Genomic DNA, 20,134 nt, shown 5'->3' with positions numbered 1-20,134 from the left:
CCCCGAAGTGGACCCCGAACGGCCACGGTAGCGCGCACCCGAAAGAACGGCAATCCTCTTGCGGGACTTGATATCTGAACAACGCGAGGAACGCGGCAACCCCGACGCGACGCCGGTCGACCGGTCCCGACGCGGCCGCTCGGACCGTCCCGACGAGCGAGCACAGGGGTTGCGCCGATGCAGAAGCGGCAAGAGGATCGAAGCCGCATGGGTTCGTCCACGCGGCCACAGCCCCGATAGCGACGCGGCGGTGCCCTGGGAGCGCCGCCCCACCGAGATTCACGAGGAGACCACATGCCCATCGACCTGACCAGCGCGCTCGGCGCGGAGATCCCCGGGCGGGAGTTCGCCTGGTCGCCCAGCGATGTGCAGCACTACCACCTGGCGCTGGGGGCGGGCGCGCGGTGGACCGATGCGGCGGAGCTGCGGTATCTCGACGACCGGGAGCCGCAGGTGCTGCCGTCCTTCGCCACCGTCGCGCCCACCTTCCACGAGACCGAGCCGCCCAGGGTGCGGTTCACCGGTATCGACATCGATCTGGCGAAGGTGGTGCACGGCAGTCAGGAGATCGTGGTGCACCGCCCGATTCCCGCCTCCGGCAAGGCCACCACCGTCGGCCGCGTCACCGATATCTGGGACAAGGGCTCCGCCGCGGTGGTGTGGCGCGAGGACACCGTCACCGGCTCCGACGGTGAACCCCTGTGGACCGCGCGCTCCTCCATCTTCGCCAAGGGCGAGGGCGGTTTCGGCGGCGAACGCGGCCCCTCCTCCAAGACCGAACTGCCCGACCGCGCACCCGATTTCGACGTCCTCACCCCCACCCTCCCGCAGCAGGCCCTGCTCTACCGCATGTGCGGCGACCGCAACCCCCTGCACTCCGACCCCGAATTCGCCCGCAACGCCGGCTTCCCCAACCCCATCCTGCACGGCCTGTGCACCTACGGCCTGGTCCTCAAAACCGCCACCGACACCGTCCTGGACCGAGACGCCACCCGCGTCAAGGGCTTCCGCGCCCGCTTCGCCGGCGTCCTCTACCCCGGCGAAACCATCCGCACCCGAATCTGGCGCACCGACAACGACCTCCACATCACCGCCACCGTCGTGGAGCGCGACGACGCCCCCGTCCTCAACGACGTGGTCCTCACCCTCGCGTAATCGCCGAGGGGACTGGTGGCGGTGACTACTCGACCGATGCCGCCATCAGTTCCCCTCGCGCGGTCTCAGTCGATGCTCCCCGGAGGTGCCACCCACACGTGCGGCTGCCGGGTGACGGCGGCGATGTGCTCGAAGTCGGAGTCGTAGTGCACGAGTACCGCACCGTGGAATTCGGCCACGGCGGCCGTCAGTAGATCGATGACCCCGGCTGCACGATGCAGCCCGTGCCGGGCCATCAACAGCTGTACCTCACGCGCACGGTCCGCGATGGACTCGTTGATCGGCAGGTTGATGTAACCGGCGCGGCGCGCATGCGCGACCTTCTGAACCTCCGCCAGATTCCGGCCGGAGAACCCAGCCTCCAGATCGACCGTCGCGCACGTTGCGGCGGCCCGGTCCACGATGAGTCCGGAGATCACCTTTCGCACGGCATCGTGCCGGACCCGGGCGGCTGCCGAGGTGTCGATCAGATGCAGTCGCATTCGTCACCGAGGGCCATCCGGATGGCGGTCCGGCGGTGTGGACATGATCACCTTCCCTGGCGGGCCTTATCGCTCGCCTCTACACCTGTAGAGGGACCTCGACGGATGTAGAGGCGAGGAGGGCGGGATGAGCGTCGACGCGGTGGCCTTGGACGCGGATCAGGCGGTAGCGGCGCAGCGGCTGGCGGAGGTCGACGGGCGGCTCGGGCGGCGGTGGCGGCGGGTGCGCGGGGTGTATCTGCACGGGCGACCGGGGCGGGGGAAGACCATGCTCATGGATCGGTTCTTCGCGCAGGTGCGGTCGGATCGCAAGCGGCGCTTTCATTTCCACGGATTCTTCGCCCGGCTGCATCGGGCCGTGCACGAGACCGGTTCCATCGGCGGGGCGGTGGACGCGCTGTTGGACGGTGCCGAACTGGTGTGCTTCGACGAGTTCCACGTACATGATCCGGGTGATGCCACCCTGGTCGCGCGGCTGCTCGAAACGTTGTTCTCGCGGCGCATCACGTTGGTGGTGACCTCGAACTATCCGCCGGAGCGGCTGCTGCCCAATCCGCTGTTCCACCACCTGTTCGTGCCGACCATCGAGCGGATTCGCGAGCATCTCGACGTAGTGTCGGTGGACGGTCCCCGGGACTATCGCACGGCGGGCGGGACCGGCGGGGGCTTCGCGGGTGGGGCGTACATCGTCGGCGATTGCGGCGTGCGCGGTGACGTGGCGGTGCCGATCGGTCACCGCATGGTGCGCGCGCGGCGGGCCGAATCCGGGGCGTTGACCGTCGATTTCGCGCAGCTGTGCGGAATCCCGGTGTCGGCGGCGGACTTCCTGGAACTCACCGGGAGATTTCACCGTTGGGCGGTCTGCGAGGTGCCCGCGCTCGGTGCGGTCGATCCGGAATGGGTCATGCGGTTCGTGCATCTGGTCGATGTGCTCTACGACGCAGACCTGGAGCTGTGGGTGTACGCGCGGGTCGTCCGGAGCGAGCTGGGGCGGGACGTGGCCGGGGTGGCGGATCTCGGGCGGGCGCTGAGCCGGCTCGGCACCCTTCGATTTCACGGTCGCGACCAGCATTGATCATGTACGCGAAGCGGGTCTGACGGCCGAGTGAACTCACCGACCGGACCGACGTTCGGGGTTCATGTCCCGTTAGCGCACACGGGGGCTGACGTTGCGGGCGGCTTCTTACGGTGCTTGCAGGAGGCAGCACCGACCGGAGGGGACCCGATGCGAATCCTGAACAAGGCCCGGGAGTCGATCTCCGAGCCTCTGCCCCTTGCCGACCAGCGCGAAGACCGACTGCGGGTGCTGGTCGTCGCCGAATCCTTCCTGCCGCAGGTCAACGGCGTCACCAACTCGGTGCGCCGGGTACTCGACCATCTCGCCGCCGAGGGCCACCAGGCCGAACTGCTCGCCCCCACCGGTCCGCGGAGTTACGCCGGATTCCCGGTGCACGTGGCCCGCGGCGCGCGGCTGCCGTTCTACCGCGACTTCCGGATCGGGCTGGAGACGCGCCGCCGCCTGCGCCGCATCATGGACTCCTTCCAGCCCGACGTGGTGCATATCGCCTCCCCGGCCACCCTCGGCTACCAGGCCGCCGTGGTCGCCGCCGAACGGGATGTGCCCTCGGTCGCCATCTACCAGACCGATCTGGTGGGCTTCGCGCAGCGCTACGACCTGCCCGGCGGCGTGCGCGCCATGACCGAGCTGACCCGCCGCATCCATCTGCGGGTGGACCGCACCCTGGCCCCGTCCACCGCGAGCCTGCGGCAGCTCGAGCTCATGGGCGTGCCCGGCCTGGCGCATTGGCCGCGCGGGGTGGACCTGGAGCAGTTCGACCCGGCGCGCCGCTCCCGGGAACTGCGAGAACGCCTGGCCCCCAATGGCGAAGCCCTGGTCGGCTATATCGGCCGCCTCGCTCCCGAGAAGGAACTGGAACTGCTCGCGCACCTGCGGCGGCTGCCGAATACGCGACTGGTCGTGGTGGGCGGCGGGCCGGAGGAGGCGCGGCTGCGAAAACTGCTGCCGCACGCCACCTTCCTCGGCGTCCTGCACGGCGAGGAGCTGGCCGCCGCGTACGCCTCCCTCGACGTCTTCGTGCACACCGGCCGTCACGAAACCTATTGCCAGGCAGCGCAGGAAGCCCTCGCCTCCGGCGTGCCCGTGGTCGCACCGGCCGCGGGGGGACCCGTCGACGTGGTCGAGCCCGGCACCGGATTCCTCTATCCCCCAGGCGATGCCGACGCCATAGTCGGCTTCGTCGAGCAGCTCGTGAACGATCCCGCGCTGCGCCACCGGACCGCCGCCGCCGCCCAGCAGAGTGTGCGGAACCGCTCCTGGGCGGCGGTCAACCACCTGCTCGTCAGCTACTACCGCGAGGTCATCGCCGAGCGTCGTGGCGACGAGCGGCTCACCAAGGAGGCCTGCTGATGTTGCGCATATCCGTCATCGGCACGGGATATCTCGGCGCGACCCATGCCGCGGGCATGGCCGAACTCGGATTCGACGTGCTGGGCGTCGACAACAATGCCGCCAAGGCGGCCGCGCTGGCGGCGGGGCGGGTGCCCTTCCACGAGCCCGGCCTACCGGAATTGCTGAGCAAGCACGTCGACCAGGGCCGCCTGAGCTTCGGCACCTCGCTGGCCGAGGCCGCGAGCTTCGCCGACGTGCATTTCCTGTGCGTCGGAACCCCGGAAAGCCCCACGGGCGCGGCGGACCTCACGCAGCTGTACACGGCGATCGAGGGGCTGGTGCCGCATCTGACCCGCAACTGCCTGATCGTCGGCAAGTCCACCGTCCCGGTGGGCACCGCCGAGGCCCTCGCCGCCCGCATCGACGAACTCGCACCGCGCGGCATCGCCGTGGAACTGGCCTGGAATCCGGAATTCCTGCGCGAGGGCCACGCCGTGTACGACACCCTGCACCCGAATCGCCTGGTCTTCGGCGTCACCACGCCGGACGCGGAATGGGCGCTGCGGCAGGTGTACGCCGCCGCCATCGCCGAGGGCGCGCCGGTGGTGGTCACCAATCTGCCGACCGCGGAGCTGGTCAAGGTGTCGGCCAATGCCTTTCTCGCCACGAAGATCTCGTTCATCAACGCGATGGCGGAACTGTGCGAGATCACCGGTGCGGATGTGAACCTGCTGGCCGACGCGCTCGGCCACGACGACCGCATCGGCCGCAAATTCCTGGGTGCGGGGCTGGGATACGGCGGCGGCTGTCTGCCCAAGGATGTGCGCGCGCTCATCGCCCGCGCCGGTGAATTGGGCGTGCCGGAGTCGGTGCGCTTCCTAGACAGTGTCGACGCCATCAATCTGCGCCGCCGCGAGCGCGTGGTGCGAGAGACCCTGGAGATACTGGCCGACGAGCGGCCCACCGGCCGGGTGGCCGTGCTGGGCGCGGCGTTCAAACCGCTCTCCGACGATGTGCGCGATTCCCCGGCTCTGGATGTGGCCGTGCGGCTGCACCACGCCGGAATCGAGGTCACCGTCTACGACCCGGAGGCCAACCGGTCCGCCAGCCGGATCGCCCCCCAGCTGCGGTACGCGCCGAACGCGACCGCCGCGGTACTCGGCGCGGATGTGGTGCTGCATCTGACCGAATGGCGCGAATTCCGCGAACTCGATCCGGCGCTGCTGAGTTCGGTGGCGCGCCGCCGGGTGCTCATCGACGCCCGCAACACCCTGGATCCCGAACCCTGGCTGAGCGCGGGCTGGGATTTCCGGGCGCTGGGTCGGCTGGTGGCGCGGCGGGCGGATGCCGGGCGTGTCGATCCGCTGCTGGAATCGGCCTGAGCGGGTTTGGTGACGTCGGCATCGACGGGTCCGCGGACTATTCGAACTTCGAGATAACCCGTTTCAGATCGGCGCTGCGGATCCCACAGGTGTTGTGCGAGTTCACAAGCGAATCCGCGGTGATCTGGGTACTTCCCGAAAGCCGGTGACCTATGCGGTGATCGCGGGTAATCCGTGTTCGCCATTTCCCGCCCGACGAACCGCTTGGCATGTAACTATGACCCTGTTTTGTGCAGGACTCAGGTTGGCTGGGGGTGCTCGTGACCGGGGTGCGAGCCGTGGCATCGCGCGCGATCGGACTGATCGCGCTCCTGGTGCTGGCCGTCCTCGCCCTGCGCGGCCATATCCCCGGCACCGGCGGCCCCCGCGCACCGCACACACCCCCGGTGGTGGCGGTGGCCCTCATGCCGGTCCTGCTGCTGGTCTCGATGGTGATCCTGCTCGCGGGCGTCATCAACAGCCAGCATCGGCTGCCGCTGGCCATGCCGGAACCCGATCGGGACTCCGGCGGCGAACACTGGCGGCTCAACCGGCTCGGACTGCTGATCCTGATCGGACTGGCCGCCCTCGCCCTACTGCTCACCGCGGTGGTCTCGGTACTCCTGGCCGGCCCCGCACGTGACGAACCGACGGAGAAGCGCACGGCCCCGACCGCCTCGGACACCGCCACCGCGGTACCGGATACCACGCCCCCCGACCCCGGCACCGCACCCCGGCTCTCCGGTACCGCGCTCATGCTGGTGGGAGCCGGAGCGGTAGCGCTGGTGGCGGTGGCCATGGCCGGTCTGGTGGTGGTCGCGGTGGGCTCGCGGCGCAGGCCGATGGCGCACACCACGCCGCCCACACCGGAGACGGGCCGCGAAATGGTCTCGCTGGCCAAGGTGGCCGAGATGGGCCTGGCGGCCATGATCGCGCCCGGCCAGGATCCGCGCACCGCCATCATCGCCTGCTACGTGGCCATGGAACGGGGTCTGGCGCAGGCGCGCGAGGTGGCCCCGCTGGTCTCGGACACCCCGTCCGAGGTGTTGGCGCGGGCCTTCGAACGCGGTGTGCTGCACGACGCGTCCGCGCGGGAGCTGGTGGCTCTGTTCGAGGAGGCCCGGTTCAGCCCGCATTCGATGTTGGAGTGGCAGCGGATGCGGGCCGAGCAGCTGCTGCGTATCGTATTGCAGGATCTGCAGGGGCAAAAAGTATGAAAATTCTTGCTGCGCCACATGTCTGGATGGGGGTCCGGATATGAACCGAACGACCGTGGTGATCGGCGCGCTGCTGCTGGTGGCCCTGTTCGAGGTGCTCGCCTTCGGCAATCAGCGGGAAACCCTGCTGATGCTCGCCGCCGTTCCGGTGGCCGGGGCGTTGGCGCTGCTCATCTGGTCGCTGGTGGAGCGGGCCCGCCGCATCGAACGCGACGACCTGGCCGACAACGAGGTGGACAACGGCCCGGCCGAGATGCTGCGCCGCTGGCAGGCGCGGGCACAGATGCTGGCCGAACGCTCCGAGGGCACCCGCGCCGACTGGGACCGCCACCTACGACCGCTGCTGGCCAAGGAATTCGAACTCTCCAGCGGCCACCGCCACACCAAGAACCGGCGGGCCGCCGAAGCGGCCGGGGTGCTGCAGTTCGGTCCGGAACTGTGGCGCTGGGTGGACCCGGCCAATTCCGCACTGCGCGACCAGACCACCCGCGCACCGGGCCGCGCGGCGCTGGACGAGATCCTGCGCCGCCTCCAGAACATGTGACACCCGAGATGCGAGAAGAACTATGACCTCACCGATGGACATCACCATCAAGCGCACCGACGCGGTGCTGCGGGAACTGTCCCGGGTGGTGGTCGGCAAACGCGAAGAACTGCAGCTGATCATGATCGCGGTGCTGTCCGGCGGGCACGTGCTCATCGAGGACCTGCCCGGCCTGGGCAAAACCCTCATCGCGCGCTCCTTCGCCGCCGCGCTGGGCCTGAACTTCACCCGCGTGCAGTTCACCCCCGACCTACTGCCCGCCGACCTCATCGGCTCCACCATCTACGACATGCATTCGGGCCGTTTCAGCTTCCGGCGCGGGCCGGTGTTCACCAATATGCTGCTCGCCGACGAGGTGAACCGCACCCCGCCCAAGACCCAGGCCGCGCTGCTGGAGGCCATGGCCGAGGGGCAGGTCTCCATCGACGGGGAAACCTTCCCGCTGCCACAGCCCTTCGTCGTCATGGCCACCGACAACCCGATCGAGTACGAGGGCACCTATCCGCTGCCCGAGGCCCAGCTCGATCGCTTCGCCATGCAACTGCGCCTGGGCTACCTGTCCGAACAGGACGAGACGCAGATGATCCGGCGGCGGCTCGAACGCGGTTCCGCCCCGACCCAGGTGGGGCAGGTGGTGGATGCCGAGGGCCTGCTGGAGATGCGGCAGTCCGTCGAGTTCGTGAGCGTGCACCCCGACGTGGTCGGCTACGTGGTATCGCTGGCGTCGGCCACCCGCGGCCATCCACAGGTGGAGGTGGGCGCGAGCCCGCGCGCGGAACTGGACCTGGTGCAGATGTCGCGGGCGCGGGCGCTGCTGAACGGCCGCGACTTCGTGGTCCCCGAGGATGTGAAAGCCCTCGCCATTCCGGCCATGGCCCACCGCATCACACTGCGCCCCGAGATGTGGGTGCGCCGCATCCGGGGCGAGGACGTGATCGCCGAACTGCTGCGACGGCTGCCGGTGCCGCGCGCCACCACGACATGAGGCACCGCGACACCAGCACCGCCACCGAGGCCGAATTGCGGTGGCGGCCCGCGCCGCTGGTGTACATGCTGGCCGTGGCCTCCGCACCCGCGCTGGTGCTGGCCATCGTGCTGGGCAAATGGCAGCTGGTCGTCTTCGCCGCCCCCATGCTCGGAGTGCTGGCGACCGCGCCGCTGCAACAGTCGCGCACCCGCATCCAAGTGGACGGGGCCGGAATCCTGCGCTGCTTCGAAACCGAGGAAGTGACCCTGGCGGTCGCGACATTCGTGGAGTCCGGGCATGCGCTGCTGCGGCTGCATCCGGAGCCGATTCCGGGCATGGAGATGCGCGTGGAGGAGGCGGTCGACTCCGGAACCGCACCTGCCGGACTGCGTTTGGCGCTGTCGTCGCCACGCTGGGGACGTTTTCCGGTGCCCATCCGAGTGTCGGCACTGAGCCCGGCCGGGCTGGCGGTGGCGTCGGTGCGGCTGCCCGCCGGGGAGGTCTTCGTGTACCCGATCGCCGATCCGCAGCGAATGCGGTTGCCCCGCACCGAATTACCCGAACGCATCGGCACCCATCTCACCCGGCGGCACGGGCCGGGCGTGGAATTCGCCGATGTGCGCGCGTACGCACCGGGCGATCAGCTGCGCACGGTGAACTGGCCGGTGAGCGCGCGCCGCGGACGGCTGTTCGTCACCGAACGCTTCACCAACCGGGCCGCGGATGTGGTTGTGCTGGTGGACACCTCACTACAGGCGCCCGGCCCGGCGTCGGATTCGCTGGAGCTGTCCGTGCGCGGCGCGGCACAGGTGGCGCAGTCGGCGCTGCAGGCCGGTGACCGCACGGCCGTGGTCTGCCTCGGCAAGTCGCCGCGCTGGCTGCGACCCGATATCGGCCGCCGCCAGTTCTACCGCATCGTCGACGCCGTCCTGGACGTCGGTGAGGAACACATCCCCACCTCCGGCACCCTCGCCCCGCACACCGCCGTGCCGATCGGCGCGATCGTGGTGGCCTTCTCCACCCTGCTGGACACCCAATTCGCCTTGGCACTCATCGATCTGCGCAAACGCGGGCACGTCGTCGTGGTGGTGGACGTGCTGCGCGGCGCACCCTTCGCCGACGGCCTCGACCACACCCTGGCCCGCATGTGGCAGTTGGAACGCGCCTCCATGTACCGCGATATGGGCACCGTCGGCGTCGACATCGTCGCCTGGCCCGAAGGCACCCGCCTCGACCAGGTCATGCGCCTCATCCCCGAACACCGCCGGACCGTCCGGGTGCGCCGATGACCAGATTCCTCGCCGTCCTGTCCGGCCTGCTCCTCACCACCGCCGTCGGCCTCCTCGAACCCTGGACGGCCCTCCCGGTTCTCGCCCTCGTCGTCGCGGGCTGGCGCTGGCGCGTCCTCGCCGTCGCCGCCGTCCTGGCCGCCCTCGCCGTCGTCGCCTGGCTCGACACCGGCGCGGTCGAAGCCGGAGCCATCGGCCTGGTAGCCACCACCTACCTCCTCAACACCGCCACCGTCTCCGCCCCCCTCGGAGTAGTCCCCACCACCATCCCCTCGGTAGCCGGCGCCATCGTCTTCACCCTCGCCGCCGGAGCCGCCGCCCTGCTACCGATCCACCTGGCCTGGGCCCCCATCGCCGCCCCGATAGTGGTGATCCTCCTCTACGCCTGGCTCATCCAGGGCCTGGCCGACCGCCGCCCGGCGGACTGAATGCCGTCGAGGTCACGGGAGTAGCTCGCGAGCCACGATTCGGCACCACCGGCTACGGCACGCCCATGGATCTCAGGCGTATCTCTCGACGAGCGCGTGGCCGATCGCGGCCAAGTGGTGGCGCACGCCCGGAGAGCCGGTCACCTCGAGCCATTCGACCAGTCCGGAAAGTTCACCGGCCAGCATGGATTCGTTGTGGCCGCGGATCACGACCTCGATGTGGCCGTCGGTGGTGGGGCCGCCCACGTCGAGCCGACCGCCGAACGCCCGCCGGAGGATGTCGATGCCGTGGGGCACGCAGACCGCCTGGATTTCGAGGGGGGTTCGTTCGCGGTCGACCTCGTCGGCGATTTCGCGCCAGCTCTCGGCGAGGTCGAAGTCGTCGGGTCGGTGCACGGGATCGTCGGTCGGAACGGCGGATGAGACGCGGTCGATTCGGAAGGTGCGCCGACCGGCTTCGGTGTTGGCGACGAGGTACCAGGAGGGGCCCTTGGCGACGACACCCAACGGGTGGACGGTTCGCTCGGTTTCCGCTCCGGTGCTGTCGACGTAGCCGAGCCGCAGCTGGATGCCTCGGATCACCGCGTCCTGGAGTTCGTCGAGGAAGCGGGGTGGCCGGTGCTCGACCCTGCTCGACCCCCATGGTTGCGGATCCACGACAACGGACGACGCCGCCGCCTCGGCCTGCACCCGGAAGGGCTCCGGCAGGGCATGGACGAGCTTGCGCAGGGCCGTTTTCACGGCTGGCGTCCCGGCGGAGGCCGGACCGGCGACCAGGAACAGGGCGCGGGCCTCACTCGCGGTCAAACCGGACAGGTCGGTGCGGGCGCCGCCCACGAGCCGCCAGCCGCCACCGCGGCCCTGGGTGGAGTAGACCGGCACCCCGGCCATGGCCAGGGCGTCGAGGTCGCGGCGGGCGGTGCGCTCGGAGACCTCCAGCTCGCGTGCGACCTCCGCCGCCGTCACCTGTTTGCGCTGTTGCAGGAGCAGGAGGGTGGCCACCAGTCGGTCTGTTCGCACATCGGCAAGAATTTCACAGAAACCGGTCATGAGATGACCGGTTTCGCTCCGCAAGATGGCGACATGACCATGACCTATCCGACCGATTTTCCCGAGCCCACCCTCATTCCGGTCAACGGAGTGGAACTCGAAGTCTTCGAAGCAGGCCGGGAGAATGCGGGAAACCCCATAGTGCTCTGTCACGGCTGGCCCGAACATGCCTTCTCGTGGCGACGTCAGATGCCCGCCCTCGCCGCCGCGGGCTACCACGTCGTCGTCCCGAACCAGCGGGGTTACGGCAACTCGTCCTGCCCGACCGAGGTAACGGACTACGACATCGAACACCTGTCGGGTGATCTCGTCGCCCTACTCGATCACTACGGATACGAGGACGCCACCTTCGTCGGCCACGATTGGGGCGCGATGGTCGTCTGGGGCCTGACCCTGCTGCATCCACACCGCGTGAACAGGGTGATAAATCTGAGCCTGCCCTACCAGGAGCGCGGCGAACGGCCCTGGATCGAGTCCATGGCGGAAATCCTCGGAGGTGACTTCTATTTCGTGCACTTCAATCGACAGCCAGGCGTCGCGGACGCCGCACTGGAGGCCAACACGTCCCGCTTCCTCCGCAACCTCTACCGCAAGAACGTGCCACTCGAAGCGCCGGAGCCGGGAATGCTGATGATCAACCTCGCCAACGCGGAAACCCCACGGGGAGAACCCCTGCTGAGCGACAGCGAACTGGCCGTCTTCACCTCCGCCTTCGAAACCTCAGGTTTCACAGGCAGCATCAATTGGTACCGAAATCTCGACCGCAACTGGCACCTGCTGGCGGACGCGAACCCGATCATCCGACAACCCACGCTCATGATCTACGGCGACCGCGACCCGGTCCAGAAGGCGGACAAACTGTCGGAGTTCGTCCCCAACGTCGAAATCGTCAATCTGGACTGCGGCCATTGGATCCAGCAAGAAAGGCCGGAAGAAACGAACCAGGCGATCGTCCAGTGGTTGACGGATACCGCCAGCGCTAGCCCAGCTCTTCCCCGACCGCGATAACCCACTCCATCTGAAGCTCTCCGGCCGAAATGTCGACCGCCGAGCAGGTGGCGCTGCGCTCTCCCACCAGTGAATCCCGTTTGCCCCGCGGCGCTTCAGAACAACCGATCACCTGAGGGCTCCGGCAGTGTCGCAGTCCGCACGTACTCTTCGCCGACGGCGTCCTGGATCGCGTCGATCTGATCCTGAACAATCTCGGCGCGCATCACCAACTCGACCCGGTCGGGCTCGGTGAGGCTTTCCGCACCGAGTTTTTCGAAGACACATGAGAGCGCTGACCGTAAGTTCTCCAGGTTGCTGTCCGACTCCATGAGCTCTCACCCTACGTCCGAACCAGCGGGCTACGTCTGTCTGCGCACCCTTCGCTGCGTGGCCAGGCGGCCATGCGCCATGCCGCCGGACTGCCCGCGGAATCCTGAGGAGCCACAGCGTTGTCCATCGTGAGGATGAGCAGCGCTACCGAACCTCGAGACGCAGCGACGCTTCGGGGTGGTTCAGTTCGTGCTGAGGATCATTCCGGCGCGAACGGCGACTTCTGTCGCTCCCAATATTCGTCATCCCATGCCTCCGTAGGGGAAGAGGCGGCGCGGTCACGCTCGGGGGCGTCGAAGGCGTTCTCGAGCACGGTCACCATCCGCTGATCGGACCGTACCTCACGAACAAGTTGGGTGATCTCCTGCTGCGCTTGGGTTCGTGCTCGGTTGATCAATGTGGTGATCACCTGTCCCAAGCGGGTGAAATCCGGGACCTGGTGAATGTCGAAGGCCAAGTGAATGCCGATGACCTCACCGCTGGCTTTGACGTCGACGGTGATCCCGGCCGCCGACAATGTGGCGTGGCTGGAGTTCTGGGCGTCGGCGAGCCGACTCATCCTGGCGCGCAATGTATCCGCGCCGGATTGTGGTGAGTACATCATGCCCCTTCACACAAGACGCTGCTGGCCGACGACCTTACACCTGGGGCAGGGCAGACCTCCGCCGGGCGTACGCGGCGTGATACCCGGCACGTTTCGGTGGTGTGGGCAGCTGGGGTGTGCGCTGACGGTCACCGTTTCATCGGCTAACGTTGCAGCTCGGAACGAACGAACCCGGGGGGTGCCTGGTGGCCGATGATCTCGTTTTCCTCGATAAAGAGGGCGCACGCACGGTGGTGTCAACGCTCGACACCGCTGCCGGCGGTCTCGATGGAATAGCCGATGGCCAATCGAACCGGGCGTTGGCGACCACCGAGCTGCTCGCGGGCACCAGCGTCAATGCGGCCTGTGTCTCGGGCGAGTCCAAAGCCGTTGCAGTTATTCAGGCAGCGTCCGAAGAGCTTCGTTTCGTGGCCACTCTCACGAATAACGGCATCGTCACGCAGTTCGGTCAGGATGCCGCCTCCGCCACCAGAATCCAGCAGGCGGGTGGTGGGCGGTGAGTCCGACCGTGTCACAGGTCCTATCCTGGGATCTCGAAGCACTTGCGGGACAAGCCACGTTCTGGACCCAGCAGGCCGAGGGGTTCCGCACTCAACTCGGCAATGCCACCAACGGAATAAAGGGCTCGGACACCGCGATCGGCGGCAAGTTCGGCACCTCCCTCCGCGACCGCGGCACCACCCTCACCACAAACGGCGACAAGATCGGTACCGCGATCACCGCGGCCGGTACCGCCATCGCCGATAACCTCGCAACCGTCAGCACCGCCAAGCAATCCGTCGCCGACCAGGTGCAGACAATCCAAGACGCCGGATACGAGTGGCGGGAGACCGGTGAAGTAGCCGTCAGCGACAGCCAGATCCTCGCCGCCAGCGCCGAGGTCAACGGGGTGAAACCCAGCAGCGAGGACGTCACCACCAAAATCGCCGCCCTCGAACGCCAAGCCAGTGACTACGGGACCGAACTGAAGAAACGACTGGCCGCTGCCGGGACCGCTGCCGACACCGTCGCCAACAGCATCACCAACGCCTTCAAGGAGCTCCCGGACGCCCCTGACCGCCGAACTCAAGGACAGGAAGACGGCGCGACCATTGCCGACGGCCGACTATCCGATGAGGAGACCGCCCGCATCGGCGCTCGAATCGCCGCACTGGAACTGACCCCGGAGCAGCTCGCCGCCATCGCGAACGGCGAGGAAGTCACCGTTCCTCAGCCCACACTCGACTACTTGCAGAACCTGTATGACGAAGCCGGACGCGACGGTCTCCTCGACCTCGCCGACCGCTTGGAGAAGAACGGATCACCCGAGGCGCTGGCACTTCGCGAAGACCTCGCGAACGGATTGCTGACCCTCTCCAACGAGAACGTCGTCGCCCGTGACGAGAACGGCAACGTCACCGGTACTGGTGGCTGGGACCAACTCCACCCCGAAATCCGCGAGTTCGTGGGAACCCGGCCCAACAACTTGCTCGCAGGCCCCGACGGCAACACCTCGGACGTGCCCGACGACTATCGCGCGGGACCGATGGGCTGGATGGAAAGCTCGCGGGTCGTCGAGTACTCCAACGATGTCGCTCGATTCGGATCGTTCCTCGCAGCATCCGATGAGAGCTTTATCCCCGGTGAGCGACTCGGCGTCGAACTGGACCGTCAGGCCGCGCACCAGGCATGGTTGGTCGATAACGACGCCTTCGAACAGAAATATGGGCAGTGGCAGATCAATCCTGTCACCGGTGATGCGGAATGGAAGGCGAATACGGAGCAGGCCGCCCAGGATCTGTTGTCGGTCGGTGCCCGCAACCACGAGTCGAGTTATGCGGTGCTGACCGGAAACGGCAGTGAGGAACTGTTCGGCAAGGACGTTCCGGGGCAGAGCTACAAACCGTACGAGCCGGACGTGATCCGCGGGATATTCCAGCGCGACTGGGAGGACGACGGGACGGCCGCCGGCCGGATGATCAACTGGATCGGCACCGAATCCCACGAGGTCGGCCCGGACGGACAGCCGACCGAACAAGCGCTGCGCGCCCGGGAGGCCCTTACCCACCTGCCCGATCTGTTCGCACCACGCGAGGAGTACGAGCCCAGCGGTGATCAGCCACAGGTGAACCGCCCCGGCGGTCTCGACGTGAGCGAATTCGAGCGGACTGAGAAGGGATTCGCCGACAACCCGGAACTGTCCCGGGCACTCGCGAATGTGATGGGTTCGAATATCGACGCCTATATCGACTCCGCCGGCAATCCCCGGAATGCCTACCTCGCCGATTACGGAGAGGCGCAACTGGAATCCATCAGCGCCAACCGAATGTTGTACTTGGCCAGCCAGTCCGAGGAGGGCCGCCTGACGCTCGAGGTGGGCCGCCAAGCCTACGAGGCCAGGATGTTGAACGCCGCATTCTCCCAGACCGACCAGTCGCCAGGAGAATACCTGCGACCTCATATCGAGCAACTCGCTGGCCTGGACAGCCGGATCACGAATGCCGCAGCCAATGCGCTCACCTATCAGGATGAGCAGAATATCAGCAAGTACAACGATAAACAACAGGAGATCTACGACCGGAAGCTCGCGGCAGCGAACATTATCGGAGATATTCTGGTTGGCAATGCAGGGGATGCAGCCAAATTTGCCTTGACCGAGAAGCTACCCGGGATGATCGGTAGAGACCTGACCGATGGAGAGAAGTTCACCATCGACACTGTGAACTCCAATGGTAAGCTCCTTGTCAACGCGGGCGTCGACGCGCTCATAAAGGACTACATCGACAAACCAGATAAGCTGGCAGTCCAGTATCCCAGCGAGTCTAAACTGAACGACCAGGCATATAGGGACTTCGAGCGGGCAATAATGCAATCCGCGTTCGATAACGGGCGACTCGATCAGCAATTCATCGACCCGGCTACGAATACGCCGATAGATTTGAACAACCCGGTGAATGATGAGAAGAAGATACAGTTCTGGGACTACCTCAATGGGCAAGGATTCACGGACCTGAACACCTTCTATCGCCTGGTTCACGGCATGGAGACCGTCATGGGGGTAGGCGTGGATGGGTCCAGCCTAGAGGTTATCCGAACAGGTCAGCAGAAACCCTAGATTAAGTGGTGAATACACTTGAAACCGAGTTTCAGAACTCTCACTGGCGTCGCCCTTCCGACGTTGATCGCAGCCATGGTGACGGCGTGCTCGACTGGCTCGCCACCCGCCGCAACGGTTACGAGCACGGTCGAGACGTCGCAATCGCAGGCAGCAGCATTTCCCTATCCATCGCCGCAGTTCAGGTCGAACATCGCAGTCCCAGCCAATGAAGCAGAGGCGGACGCGGCGGCGGTTGCCCTCAGTGTTCGACTGGCTATCACCAACTACATCGTCAGCGAAGACGAGTCCTATTTGTCGGAGATCTACGACAAGGTAACCAAAGAAGGTCGACCCTATATCGGCATACCAGGAGGTCTCGTCCCAGAGACTGGGGGCGCAACATACCGAGCCGTCGACATCGCGCAGCAAGACGACACCCAATGGGTCGTTACCATCTGCCGCTTCAACACACCCGGCGTTTACGAGATGGGCGACGACGGCGAACTGAGGTTGAGCAATCCCACCGAATCCTATTCCCCCATCCGATACACCGTCGCCATGACCACCGAGGCATCCGCCAGCGGGCAGAAGGCTTCGACACCACGACCGCTGGTAGTAGACCAGTCCACCGAAGAGTTCGCCGAACTTCCTGGCCAGCAGAACGACTTGGCCCGGCAAACATGCGAACCGTTCAGACCCGACCCCTACATTCAGGAGCCACCCGAACGCCTCCCCGCCGAAAAATAGTCCTTCGGCCGATCACCAGCGGTGCGGCTGTTTGCGTCACTATCCCCCGACGAAGTCGTCGGGCAGGATCTGGAATGCCGCGTATCGGCGCAATGGCCTGATCACGCGAAAATCCCTGCGGTCCAGAGTCAGAATCAGATCGGTGTCGAAGTGGTCGGCCAGCACCACGCAGGTCGCGTCGACGATATCGAGGTTGAGGTCGTGGTACGCGGTGCGGACCTCCAGGGCCGAATGCAACTGTGCGGCAACGATTTCCCCGAGCACGATGCGCGTGGCGGCGATTCGATCGGCCAGCTTGCCCAAAATCGCATCGGCAACCTTGCGGCCGACGCGGGCGCTCGCCACATGATGCACCTCGGTCAGCGCGAGCGGGCTCACCACCAGCGCACTCGCGACGTCCGCCGCCCGCCGTACCGCGAAATGCTCCGGGTCGGAGCGGTTGAACAGTGCCAGCAGACCCGAGGTGCCGGCGACGACGATCATGCGGGCCGGTTCATCGCATCCTGGATGTCGTCCTTGCCGATCGGACCACCCATGTCGAACGTATACTCGTCGCCGACCAGCGGTTCCGTCCATCGACGATGCCGCATGAGGTACTCCCGGACCGCATCCCTGGTGATCTCCTGCTGGAGCGCCCTTCGGACTCGACTTGCGCCTCGGCGCATGGTCCAAGCCATACCAGAAAAATACCATCCGAGATACCAGGCATCGGCGGAAATACTCGTCAGCGGCATAGACAACACGCCGACCCGCCTACGGCCACACGACTGCTGCACACGTGGCCGCTACGTCACCGCGCATCTGGCCGTTGTCAAACGCCCGCGTGCCAACCGGCCGGTGCGTCAGGGGTAGGCGGTTGCGCCCCCGGCGCACGGGTGCGTCCGGAGCGGTCAGTTTGTGCTGAGGATCAGGCCCGATGTCGGTACGCCGGTGCCCGCGGTGACGATGATGTTCTCCAGGCCGTCGACCTGGTTCACGGAGGTGCCGCGGATTTGGCGGACGCCCTCGGCGATGCCGTTCATGCCGTGGATGTAGGCCTCGCCGAGTTGGCCGCCGTGGGTGTTGAGGGGGAGGCGGCCGCCCAGTTCTATGGCTCCGTCGGCGATGAAGTCCTTGGCTTCGCCGCGGGGGCAGAAGCCGAGTTCCTCGAGTTGCATGAGGACGAAGGGGGTGAAGTGGTCGTAGAGGATGGCGGCTTGCATGTCGGCGGGGGTGAGGCCGCTCTGGGACCAGAGTTGGTCGCCTACCAGGCCCATTTCGGGGAGGCCGGTGAGGGCGTCGCGGTAGTAGCTGGTCATGACGTACTGGTCGGCGCCGGAACCCTGTGCGGCGCCGAGGATTACGGCGGGTTTGTTGGGGAGGTCGCGGGCGCGCTCGGCGCTGGTGACGACCAGGGCTACGCCGCCGTCGGTTTCCTGGCAGCAGTCCAGCAGGTGCAGGGGTTCGGCGATCCAGCGGGAGGACTGGTGGTCCTCCAGGGTGATCGGCTTGCCGTAGAAGTGGGCGGCGGGGTTGACGGCCGCGTGTTTGCGGTCGGCGACGGCGACACGGCCGAAGTCCGCGCTGGTCGCGCCGTAGACGTGCATATAGCGGCGGGCCACCATCGCCACCTGGGCGGCGGGGGTGCCGAGGCCGTGGGTGTAGGAGAAGGCGTTGTCCACACCCGAGGAGGACGGGTTGCCGGTGGCCAGGTGGGTGGCGAACTGGCCGAAGCGATTTCCGGAGCGCTCGTTGAACGCGCGGTAGGCCACCACCACATCCGCGACACCGGTCGCCACCGCCATGGCGGCCTGCTGCACGGTGGCCGCGGCCGCGCCGCCGCCGAAGGGAATGTTGCTGAAGAACTTCAGGCTCGGGATGCCGGTGGCGCGCGCCACGGCGGCCTGGGTGTTGGTGTCCATGGTGAAGGTGGTCAGGCCGTCCACGTCCGCCGGGGTCAGCCCGGCGTCCGCGAGCGCGGCGGTGACCGCCTCGGCGGCCAGGCGCAGTTCACTGCGCCCGGAATCCTTGGAGAAATCCGTCGCGCCGATGCCGACGATGGCCGCGCGGCCGCTCAGTCCGCCGGTCGGCCGACCACCGCTTGCTGTGGTCACTTGACTGCCTCCTGCAGCGAGATGACGGCCTTGGCCGTGATGTGGTCGCCGAGGCTGTCGCGGCCGACGACCTCGATGGTGATCTCATCGCCTTCGACGGCGGTGACGGTGCCGGTCAGGGTCAGGGTGTCGTTCGCGTACAGCGGTACGCCCAGCCGCAGCGCGATCGACTTCACGATGGCGCGCGGCCCGGCCCAGTCTGTGACGAAACGCTGCACCAGGCCGGTGTCGGTGAGGATATTGACGAAGATGTCCTTGGAACCGCGCTCGACCGCCTTGTCGCGATCGTGATGCACGTCCTGGAAATCCCGGGTGGCCAGCGCCGAGCTGATCACGAAGGTCGGGTCGGCGTGAATCACCAACTCGGGCAGCGTGGTTCCGACCCGCACGGTGGCGGGCTCCAGAGCGGTCATCGCACAGCCTTCCAGTACGGCACGGTGTTGTCATCGTCGAGCGCCTCGAAGCCGACCTCGACCGGCAACCCCACCTCGACCTCGGCGGGGTCGATACCGCGCAGCTCACCCAGCATCCGCACCCCCTCCTCCAGTTCGACCAGCGCCACCACGTACGGCAGCGTGCGGCCGGGCACCTTCGGCGCGTGATGTACGACGAAGCTGAACACGGTGCCGCGCCCGGAGGCCACCACATAGTCGGTCTGCTCCGTCTTGTCCTTCCACAGCGCCGGAACCGGCGGATGCTGGAGGGTGCCGTCGGGGCGACGCTGGATGCGCAGCTCCCCGAGCTTGGTTCCCTCCCAGAAGAATTCGGTGTCCTTGGAGACGGTGGGCCGCACCCGCTTCGCGAGGTCTTCGGCCGGATCGGGTTTCGCCGCTCCCGGCGCGAATTTGAGGATGCGGAACAGCATTTCGGTGACCAGTTCGTCGCCCACGTACCAGCTGGTGCGGTAGGTGGCGAACCACCCCTCCCCCAGCCCGGTGCGCTTGGGCCCCACCAGCGAATCCAGTGCGCTGCGCACGTTCACCTGTTCGCCGACCCGCAGGTACCGGTGGTAGATCTGCTCGCAGTTGGTGCCGACCACCGAGGTGTACCCGGCCGCGTCCAGCAGGTCGTTGGTGGCGTTCATGGGATCGTCGGCGGGCCGGACCCCGTTCAGGCCCAGCATGGTCCACACCTGCGCCATGGCGGGCGGCGCGACCACGTCGGGATGCCCGGCCGCCCGCGCGGCCTCCACATCCACGTAGATCGGGTTGGTGTCGCCGATGGCCTCCACCCAGTTGTTGATCATCGGCTGGTTCACCGGATCACGGGCCAGACGCGGCGCGGACTGTCCCGCCGCCTTGATCTTCTCGGCGGCCGCGACGATATCGTCGGCCGTGAAGCTCTGTGACACTGGGGAACTCCTATCGGGGGACGCGAGGCAGTCGCGGGCC

The 20,134-nt window shown here is 67.0% G+C and carries 22 protein-coding genes; 13 read left to right on the top strand and 9 right to left on the bottom strand.

Annotated elements, in window-relative coordinates:
• Nucleotides 1-294 precede the first annotated feature (294 nt).
• Nucleotides 295-1,155: an enoyl-CoA hydratase ChsH3 gene (gene chsH3, locus ON31_RS03170; protein WP_039809026.1), complete on the top strand. Its 861-nt coding sequence runs from the start codon at nucleotides 295-297 to the stop codon at nucleotides 1,153-1,155.
• A 65-nt stretch (nucleotides 1,156-1,220) separates the two neighbouring features.
• Here chsH3 and ON31_RS03165 read toward each other — a convergent pair whose 3' ends face one another.
• The gene (locus tag ON31_RS03165) at nucleotides 1,221-1,637 is read right to left on the bottom strand and encodes a PIN domain-containing protein (RefSeq protein ID WP_039809025.1); all 417 of its coding nucleotides are present in this window, start codon (nucleotides 1,635-1,637) and stop codon (nucleotides 1,221-1,223) included.
• Nucleotides 1,638-1,764: 127 nt separating this feature from the next.
• Between ON31_RS03165 and zapE the strand changes: the two genes are divergently transcribed.
• From zapE to ON31_RS03125, 8 genes are all read left to right on the top strand, one after another.
• On the top strand, nucleotides 1,765-2,712 hold the full coding sequence (zapE, locus tag ON31_RS03160) for a cell division protein ZapE (protein ID WP_039809023.1): 948 nt from the start codon (nucleotides 1,765-1,767) through the stop codon (nucleotides 2,710-2,712).
• A 150-nt stretch (nucleotides 2,713-2,862) separates the two neighbouring features.
• Nucleotides 2,863-4,065, top strand: coding sequence for a glycosyltransferase family 4 protein (locus ON31_RS03155; protein ID WP_081592182.1), 1,203 nt, complete (start codon nucleotides 2,863-2,865; stop codon nucleotides 4,063-4,065).
• Between the two features lie 2 nt (nucleotides 4,066-4,067).
• Entirely contained in the window at nucleotides 4,068-5,429 is a 1,362-nt protein-coding gene (locus ON31_RS03150) for a UDP-glucose dehydrogenase family protein (RefSeq protein WP_218007283.1), read from the top strand.
• Nucleotides 5,430-5,707: 278 nt separating this feature from the next.
• Complete coding sequence (locus ON31_RS03145) at nucleotides 5,708-6,625, top strand: DUF4129 domain-containing protein (protein WP_039809152.1); 918 nt, start codon at nucleotides 5,708-5,710, stop codon at nucleotides 6,623-6,625.
• Nucleotides 6,626-6,665: 40 nt separating this feature from the next.
• Complete coding sequence (locus ON31_RS03140) at nucleotides 6,666-7,169, top strand: hypothetical protein (protein WP_039809021.1); 504 nt, start codon at nucleotides 6,666-6,668, stop codon at nucleotides 7,167-7,169.
• Nucleotides 7,170-7,191: 22 nt separating this feature from the next.
• Nucleotides 7,192-8,154 carry an AAA family ATPase gene (locus ON31_RS03135; RefSeq protein ID WP_039809020.1) on the top strand — a complete coding sequence of 321 codons (963 nt, stop codon included), beginning with the start codon at nucleotides 7,192-7,194 and terminating at the stop codon, nucleotides 8,152-8,154.
• Nucleotides 8,151-9,425 carry a DUF58 domain-containing protein gene (locus ON31_RS03130; RefSeq protein ID WP_039809018.1) on the top strand — a complete coding sequence of 425 codons (1,275 nt, stop codon included), beginning with the start codon at nucleotides 8,151-8,153 and terminating at the stop codon, nucleotides 9,423-9,425. The genes ON31_RS03135 and ON31_RS03130 overlap by 4 nt, the downstream gene beginning before the upstream one ends.
• Complete coding sequence (locus tag ON31_RS03125) at nucleotides 9,422-9,853, top strand: hypothetical protein (RefSeq protein ID WP_039809016.1); 432 nt, start codon at nucleotides 9,422-9,424, stop codon at nucleotides 9,851-9,853. The genes ON31_RS03130 and ON31_RS03125 overlap by 4 nt, the downstream gene beginning before the upstream one ends.
• Nucleotides 9,854-9,925: 72 nt before the next feature.
• Here the strand turns inward: ON31_RS03125 and ON31_RS03120 are convergent, their stop codons facing one another.
• Nucleotides 9,926-10,873, bottom strand: coding sequence for a helix-turn-helix transcriptional regulator (locus ON31_RS03120; protein WP_039809150.1), 948 nt, complete (start codon nucleotides 10,871-10,873; stop codon nucleotides 9,926-9,928).
• 63 nt (nucleotides 10,874-10,936) lie between these two features.
• Here ON31_RS03120 and ON31_RS03115 point away from each other — a divergent pair, with 63 nt between their 5' ends.
• On the top strand, nucleotides 10,937-11,911 hold the full coding sequence (locus ON31_RS03115; protein ID WP_255221960.1) for an alpha/beta fold hydrolase: 975 nt from the start codon (nucleotides 10,937-10,939) through the stop codon (nucleotides 11,909-11,911).
• A gap of 95 nt (nucleotides 11,912-12,006) precedes the next feature.
• Here the strand turns inward: ON31_RS03115 and ON31_RS03110 are convergent, their stop codons facing one another.
• Nucleotides 12,007-12,222 (bottom strand): hypothetical protein, encoded by a 216-nt coding sequence (locus tag ON31_RS03110; protein WP_039809015.1) that lies wholly within the window; start codon nucleotides 12,220-12,222, stop codon nucleotides 12,007-12,009.
• Nucleotides 12,223-12,422: 200 nt separating this feature from the next.
• A complete protein-coding gene (locus ON31_RS03105) occupies nucleotides 12,423-12,782 on the bottom strand; it encodes a hypothetical protein (RefSeq protein WP_039809013.1) in 360 nt (119 codons plus the stop codon).
• 230 nt (nucleotides 12,783-13,012) lie between these two features.
• Here ON31_RS03105 and ON31_RS03100 point away from each other — a divergent pair, with 230 nt between their 5' ends.
• The 3 genes from ON31_RS03100 to ON31_RS36445 all read left to right on the top strand — a co-directional run bounded on the left by ON31_RS03100 (nucleotide 13,013) and on the right by ON31_RS36445 (nucleotide 16,650).
• On the top strand, nucleotides 13,013-13,327 hold the full coding sequence (locus ON31_RS03100) for a hypothetical protein (RefSeq protein ID WP_039809011.1): 315 nt from the start codon (nucleotides 13,013-13,015) through the stop codon (nucleotides 13,325-13,327).
• Nucleotides 13,324-15,921: a TPR repeat domain-containing protein gene (locus ON31_RS03095; protein ID WP_147287029.1), complete on the top strand. Its 2,598-nt coding sequence runs from the start codon at nucleotides 13,324-13,326 to the stop codon at nucleotides 15,919-15,921. The genes ON31_RS03100 and ON31_RS03095 overlap by 4 nt, the downstream gene beginning before the upstream one ends.
• Nucleotides 15,922-15,984: 63 nt before the next feature.
• Nucleotides 15,985-16,650 (top strand): hypothetical protein, encoded by a 666-nt coding sequence (locus tag ON31_RS36445; RefSeq protein ID WP_147287028.1) that lies wholly within the window; start codon nucleotides 15,985-15,987, stop codon nucleotides 16,648-16,650.
• A gap of 39 nt (nucleotides 16,651-16,689) precedes the next feature.
• Here the strand turns inward: ON31_RS36445 and ON31_RS03085 are convergent, their stop codons facing one another.
• The 5 genes from ON31_RS03085 to ON31_RS03065 all read right to left on the bottom strand — a co-directional run bounded on the left by ON31_RS03085 (nucleotide 16,690) and on the right by ON31_RS03065 (nucleotide 20,094).
• The gene (locus ON31_RS03085) at nucleotides 16,690-17,133 is read right to left on the bottom strand and encodes a PIN domain-containing protein (RefSeq protein WP_039809004.1); all 444 of its coding nucleotides are present in this window, start codon (nucleotides 17,131-17,133) and stop codon (nucleotides 16,690-16,692) included.
• Nucleotides 17,130-17,393 carry a hypothetical protein gene (locus tag ON31_RS03080; protein ID WP_157533572.1) on the bottom strand — a complete coding sequence of 88 codons (264 nt, stop codon included), beginning with the start codon at nucleotides 17,391-17,393 and terminating at the stop codon, nucleotides 17,130-17,132. The genes ON31_RS03085 and ON31_RS03080 overlap by 4 nt, the downstream gene beginning before the upstream one ends.
• Before the next feature lie 147 nt (nucleotides 17,394-17,540).
• Nucleotides 17,541-18,743 (bottom strand): 17-hydroxy-3-oxo-4-pregnene-20-carboxyl-CoA lyase, encoded by a 1,203-nt coding sequence (ltp2, locus tag ON31_RS03075; RefSeq protein ID WP_255221959.1) that lies wholly within the window; start codon nucleotides 18,741-18,743, stop codon nucleotides 17,541-17,543.
• On the bottom strand, nucleotides 18,740-19,156 hold the full coding sequence (locus ON31_RS03070; RefSeq protein WP_029925280.1) for a MaoC family dehydratase: 417 nt from the start codon (nucleotides 19,154-19,156) through the stop codon (nucleotides 18,740-18,742). The genes ltp2 and ON31_RS03070 overlap by 4 nt, the downstream gene beginning before the upstream one ends.
• Nucleotides 19,153-20,094, bottom strand: a complete 942-nt coding sequence (locus ON31_RS03065) for a bifunctional MaoC family dehydratase N-terminal/OB-fold nucleic acid binding domain-containing protein (protein ID WP_039808999.1) — start codon at nucleotides 20,092-20,094, stop codon at nucleotides 19,153-19,155. The genes ON31_RS03070 and ON31_RS03065 overlap by 4 nt, the downstream gene beginning before the upstream one ends.
• Nucleotides 20,095-20,134: the final 40 nt, after the last annotated feature.

The sequence above is a fragment of the Nocardia otitidiscaviarum NBRC 14405 genome, assembly GCF_000308635.1.
Lineage (GTDB): Bacteria > Actinomycetota > Actinomycetes > Mycobacteriales > Mycobacteriaceae > Nocardia > Nocardia otitidiscaviarum.
Note: the sequence above shows the minus strand (reverse complement) of the source record. Positions and strands in the feature narration are given on the sequence as shown.

What these genes read in the sequence shown, in the direction of transcription:
- ON31_RS03155 (WP_081592182.1), top strand. Translation starts at nt 2,863, where the DNA reads ATGCGAATCCTGAACAAGGCCCGGGAGTCGATCTCCGAGCCTCTGCCC.
- ON31_RS03125 (WP_039809016.1), top strand. Translation starts at nt 9,422, where the DNA reads ATGACCAGATTCCTCGCCGTCCTGTCCGGCCTGCTCCTCACCACCGCC.
- ON31_RS03110 (WP_039809015.1), bottom strand. Translation starts at nt 12,222, where the DNA reads ATGGAGTCGGACAGCAACCTGGAGAACTTACGGTCAGCGCTCTCATGT.
- zapE (WP_039809023.1), top strand. Translation starts at nt 1,765, where the DNA reads ATGAGCGTCGACGCGGTGGCCTTGGACGCGGATCAGGCGGTAGCGGCG.
- ON31_RS03140 (WP_039809021.1), top strand. Translation starts at nt 6,666, where the DNA reads ATGAACCGAACGACCGTGGTGATCGGCGCGCTGCTGCTGGTGGCCCTG.
- chsH3 (WP_039809026.1), top strand. Translation starts at nt 295, where the DNA reads ATGCCCATCGACCTGACCAGCGCGCTCGGCGCGGAGATCCCCGGGCGG.
- ON31_RS03130 (WP_039809018.1), top strand. Translation starts at nt 8,151, where the DNA reads ATGAGGCACCGCGACACCAGCACCGCCACCGAGGCCGAATTGCGGTGG.
- ON31_RS03165 (WP_039809025.1), bottom strand. Translation starts at nt 1,637, where the DNA reads ATGCGACTGCATCTGATCGACACCTCGGCAGCCGCCCGGGTCCGGCAC.
- ON31_RS03115 (WP_255221960.1), top strand. Translation starts at nt 10,937, where the DNA reads ATGACCATGACCTATCCGACCGATTTTCCCGAGCCCACCCTCATTCCG.
- ON31_RS03135 (WP_039809020.1), top strand. Translation starts at nt 7,192, where the DNA reads ATGACCTCACCGATGGACATCACCATCAAGCGCACCGACGCGGTGCTG.
- ON31_RS03085 (WP_039809004.1), bottom strand. Translation starts at nt 17,133, where the DNA reads ATGATCGTCGTCGCCGGCACCTCGGGTCTGCTGGCACTGTTCAACCGC.
- ON31_RS03070 (WP_029925280.1), bottom strand. Translation starts at nt 19,156, where the DNA reads ATGACCGCTCTGGAGCCCGCCACCGTGCGGGTCGGAACCACGCTGCCC.
- ON31_RS03105 (WP_039809013.1), bottom strand. Translation starts at nt 12,782, where the DNA reads ATGAGTCGGCTCGCCGACGCCCAGAACTCCAGCCACGCCACATTGTCG.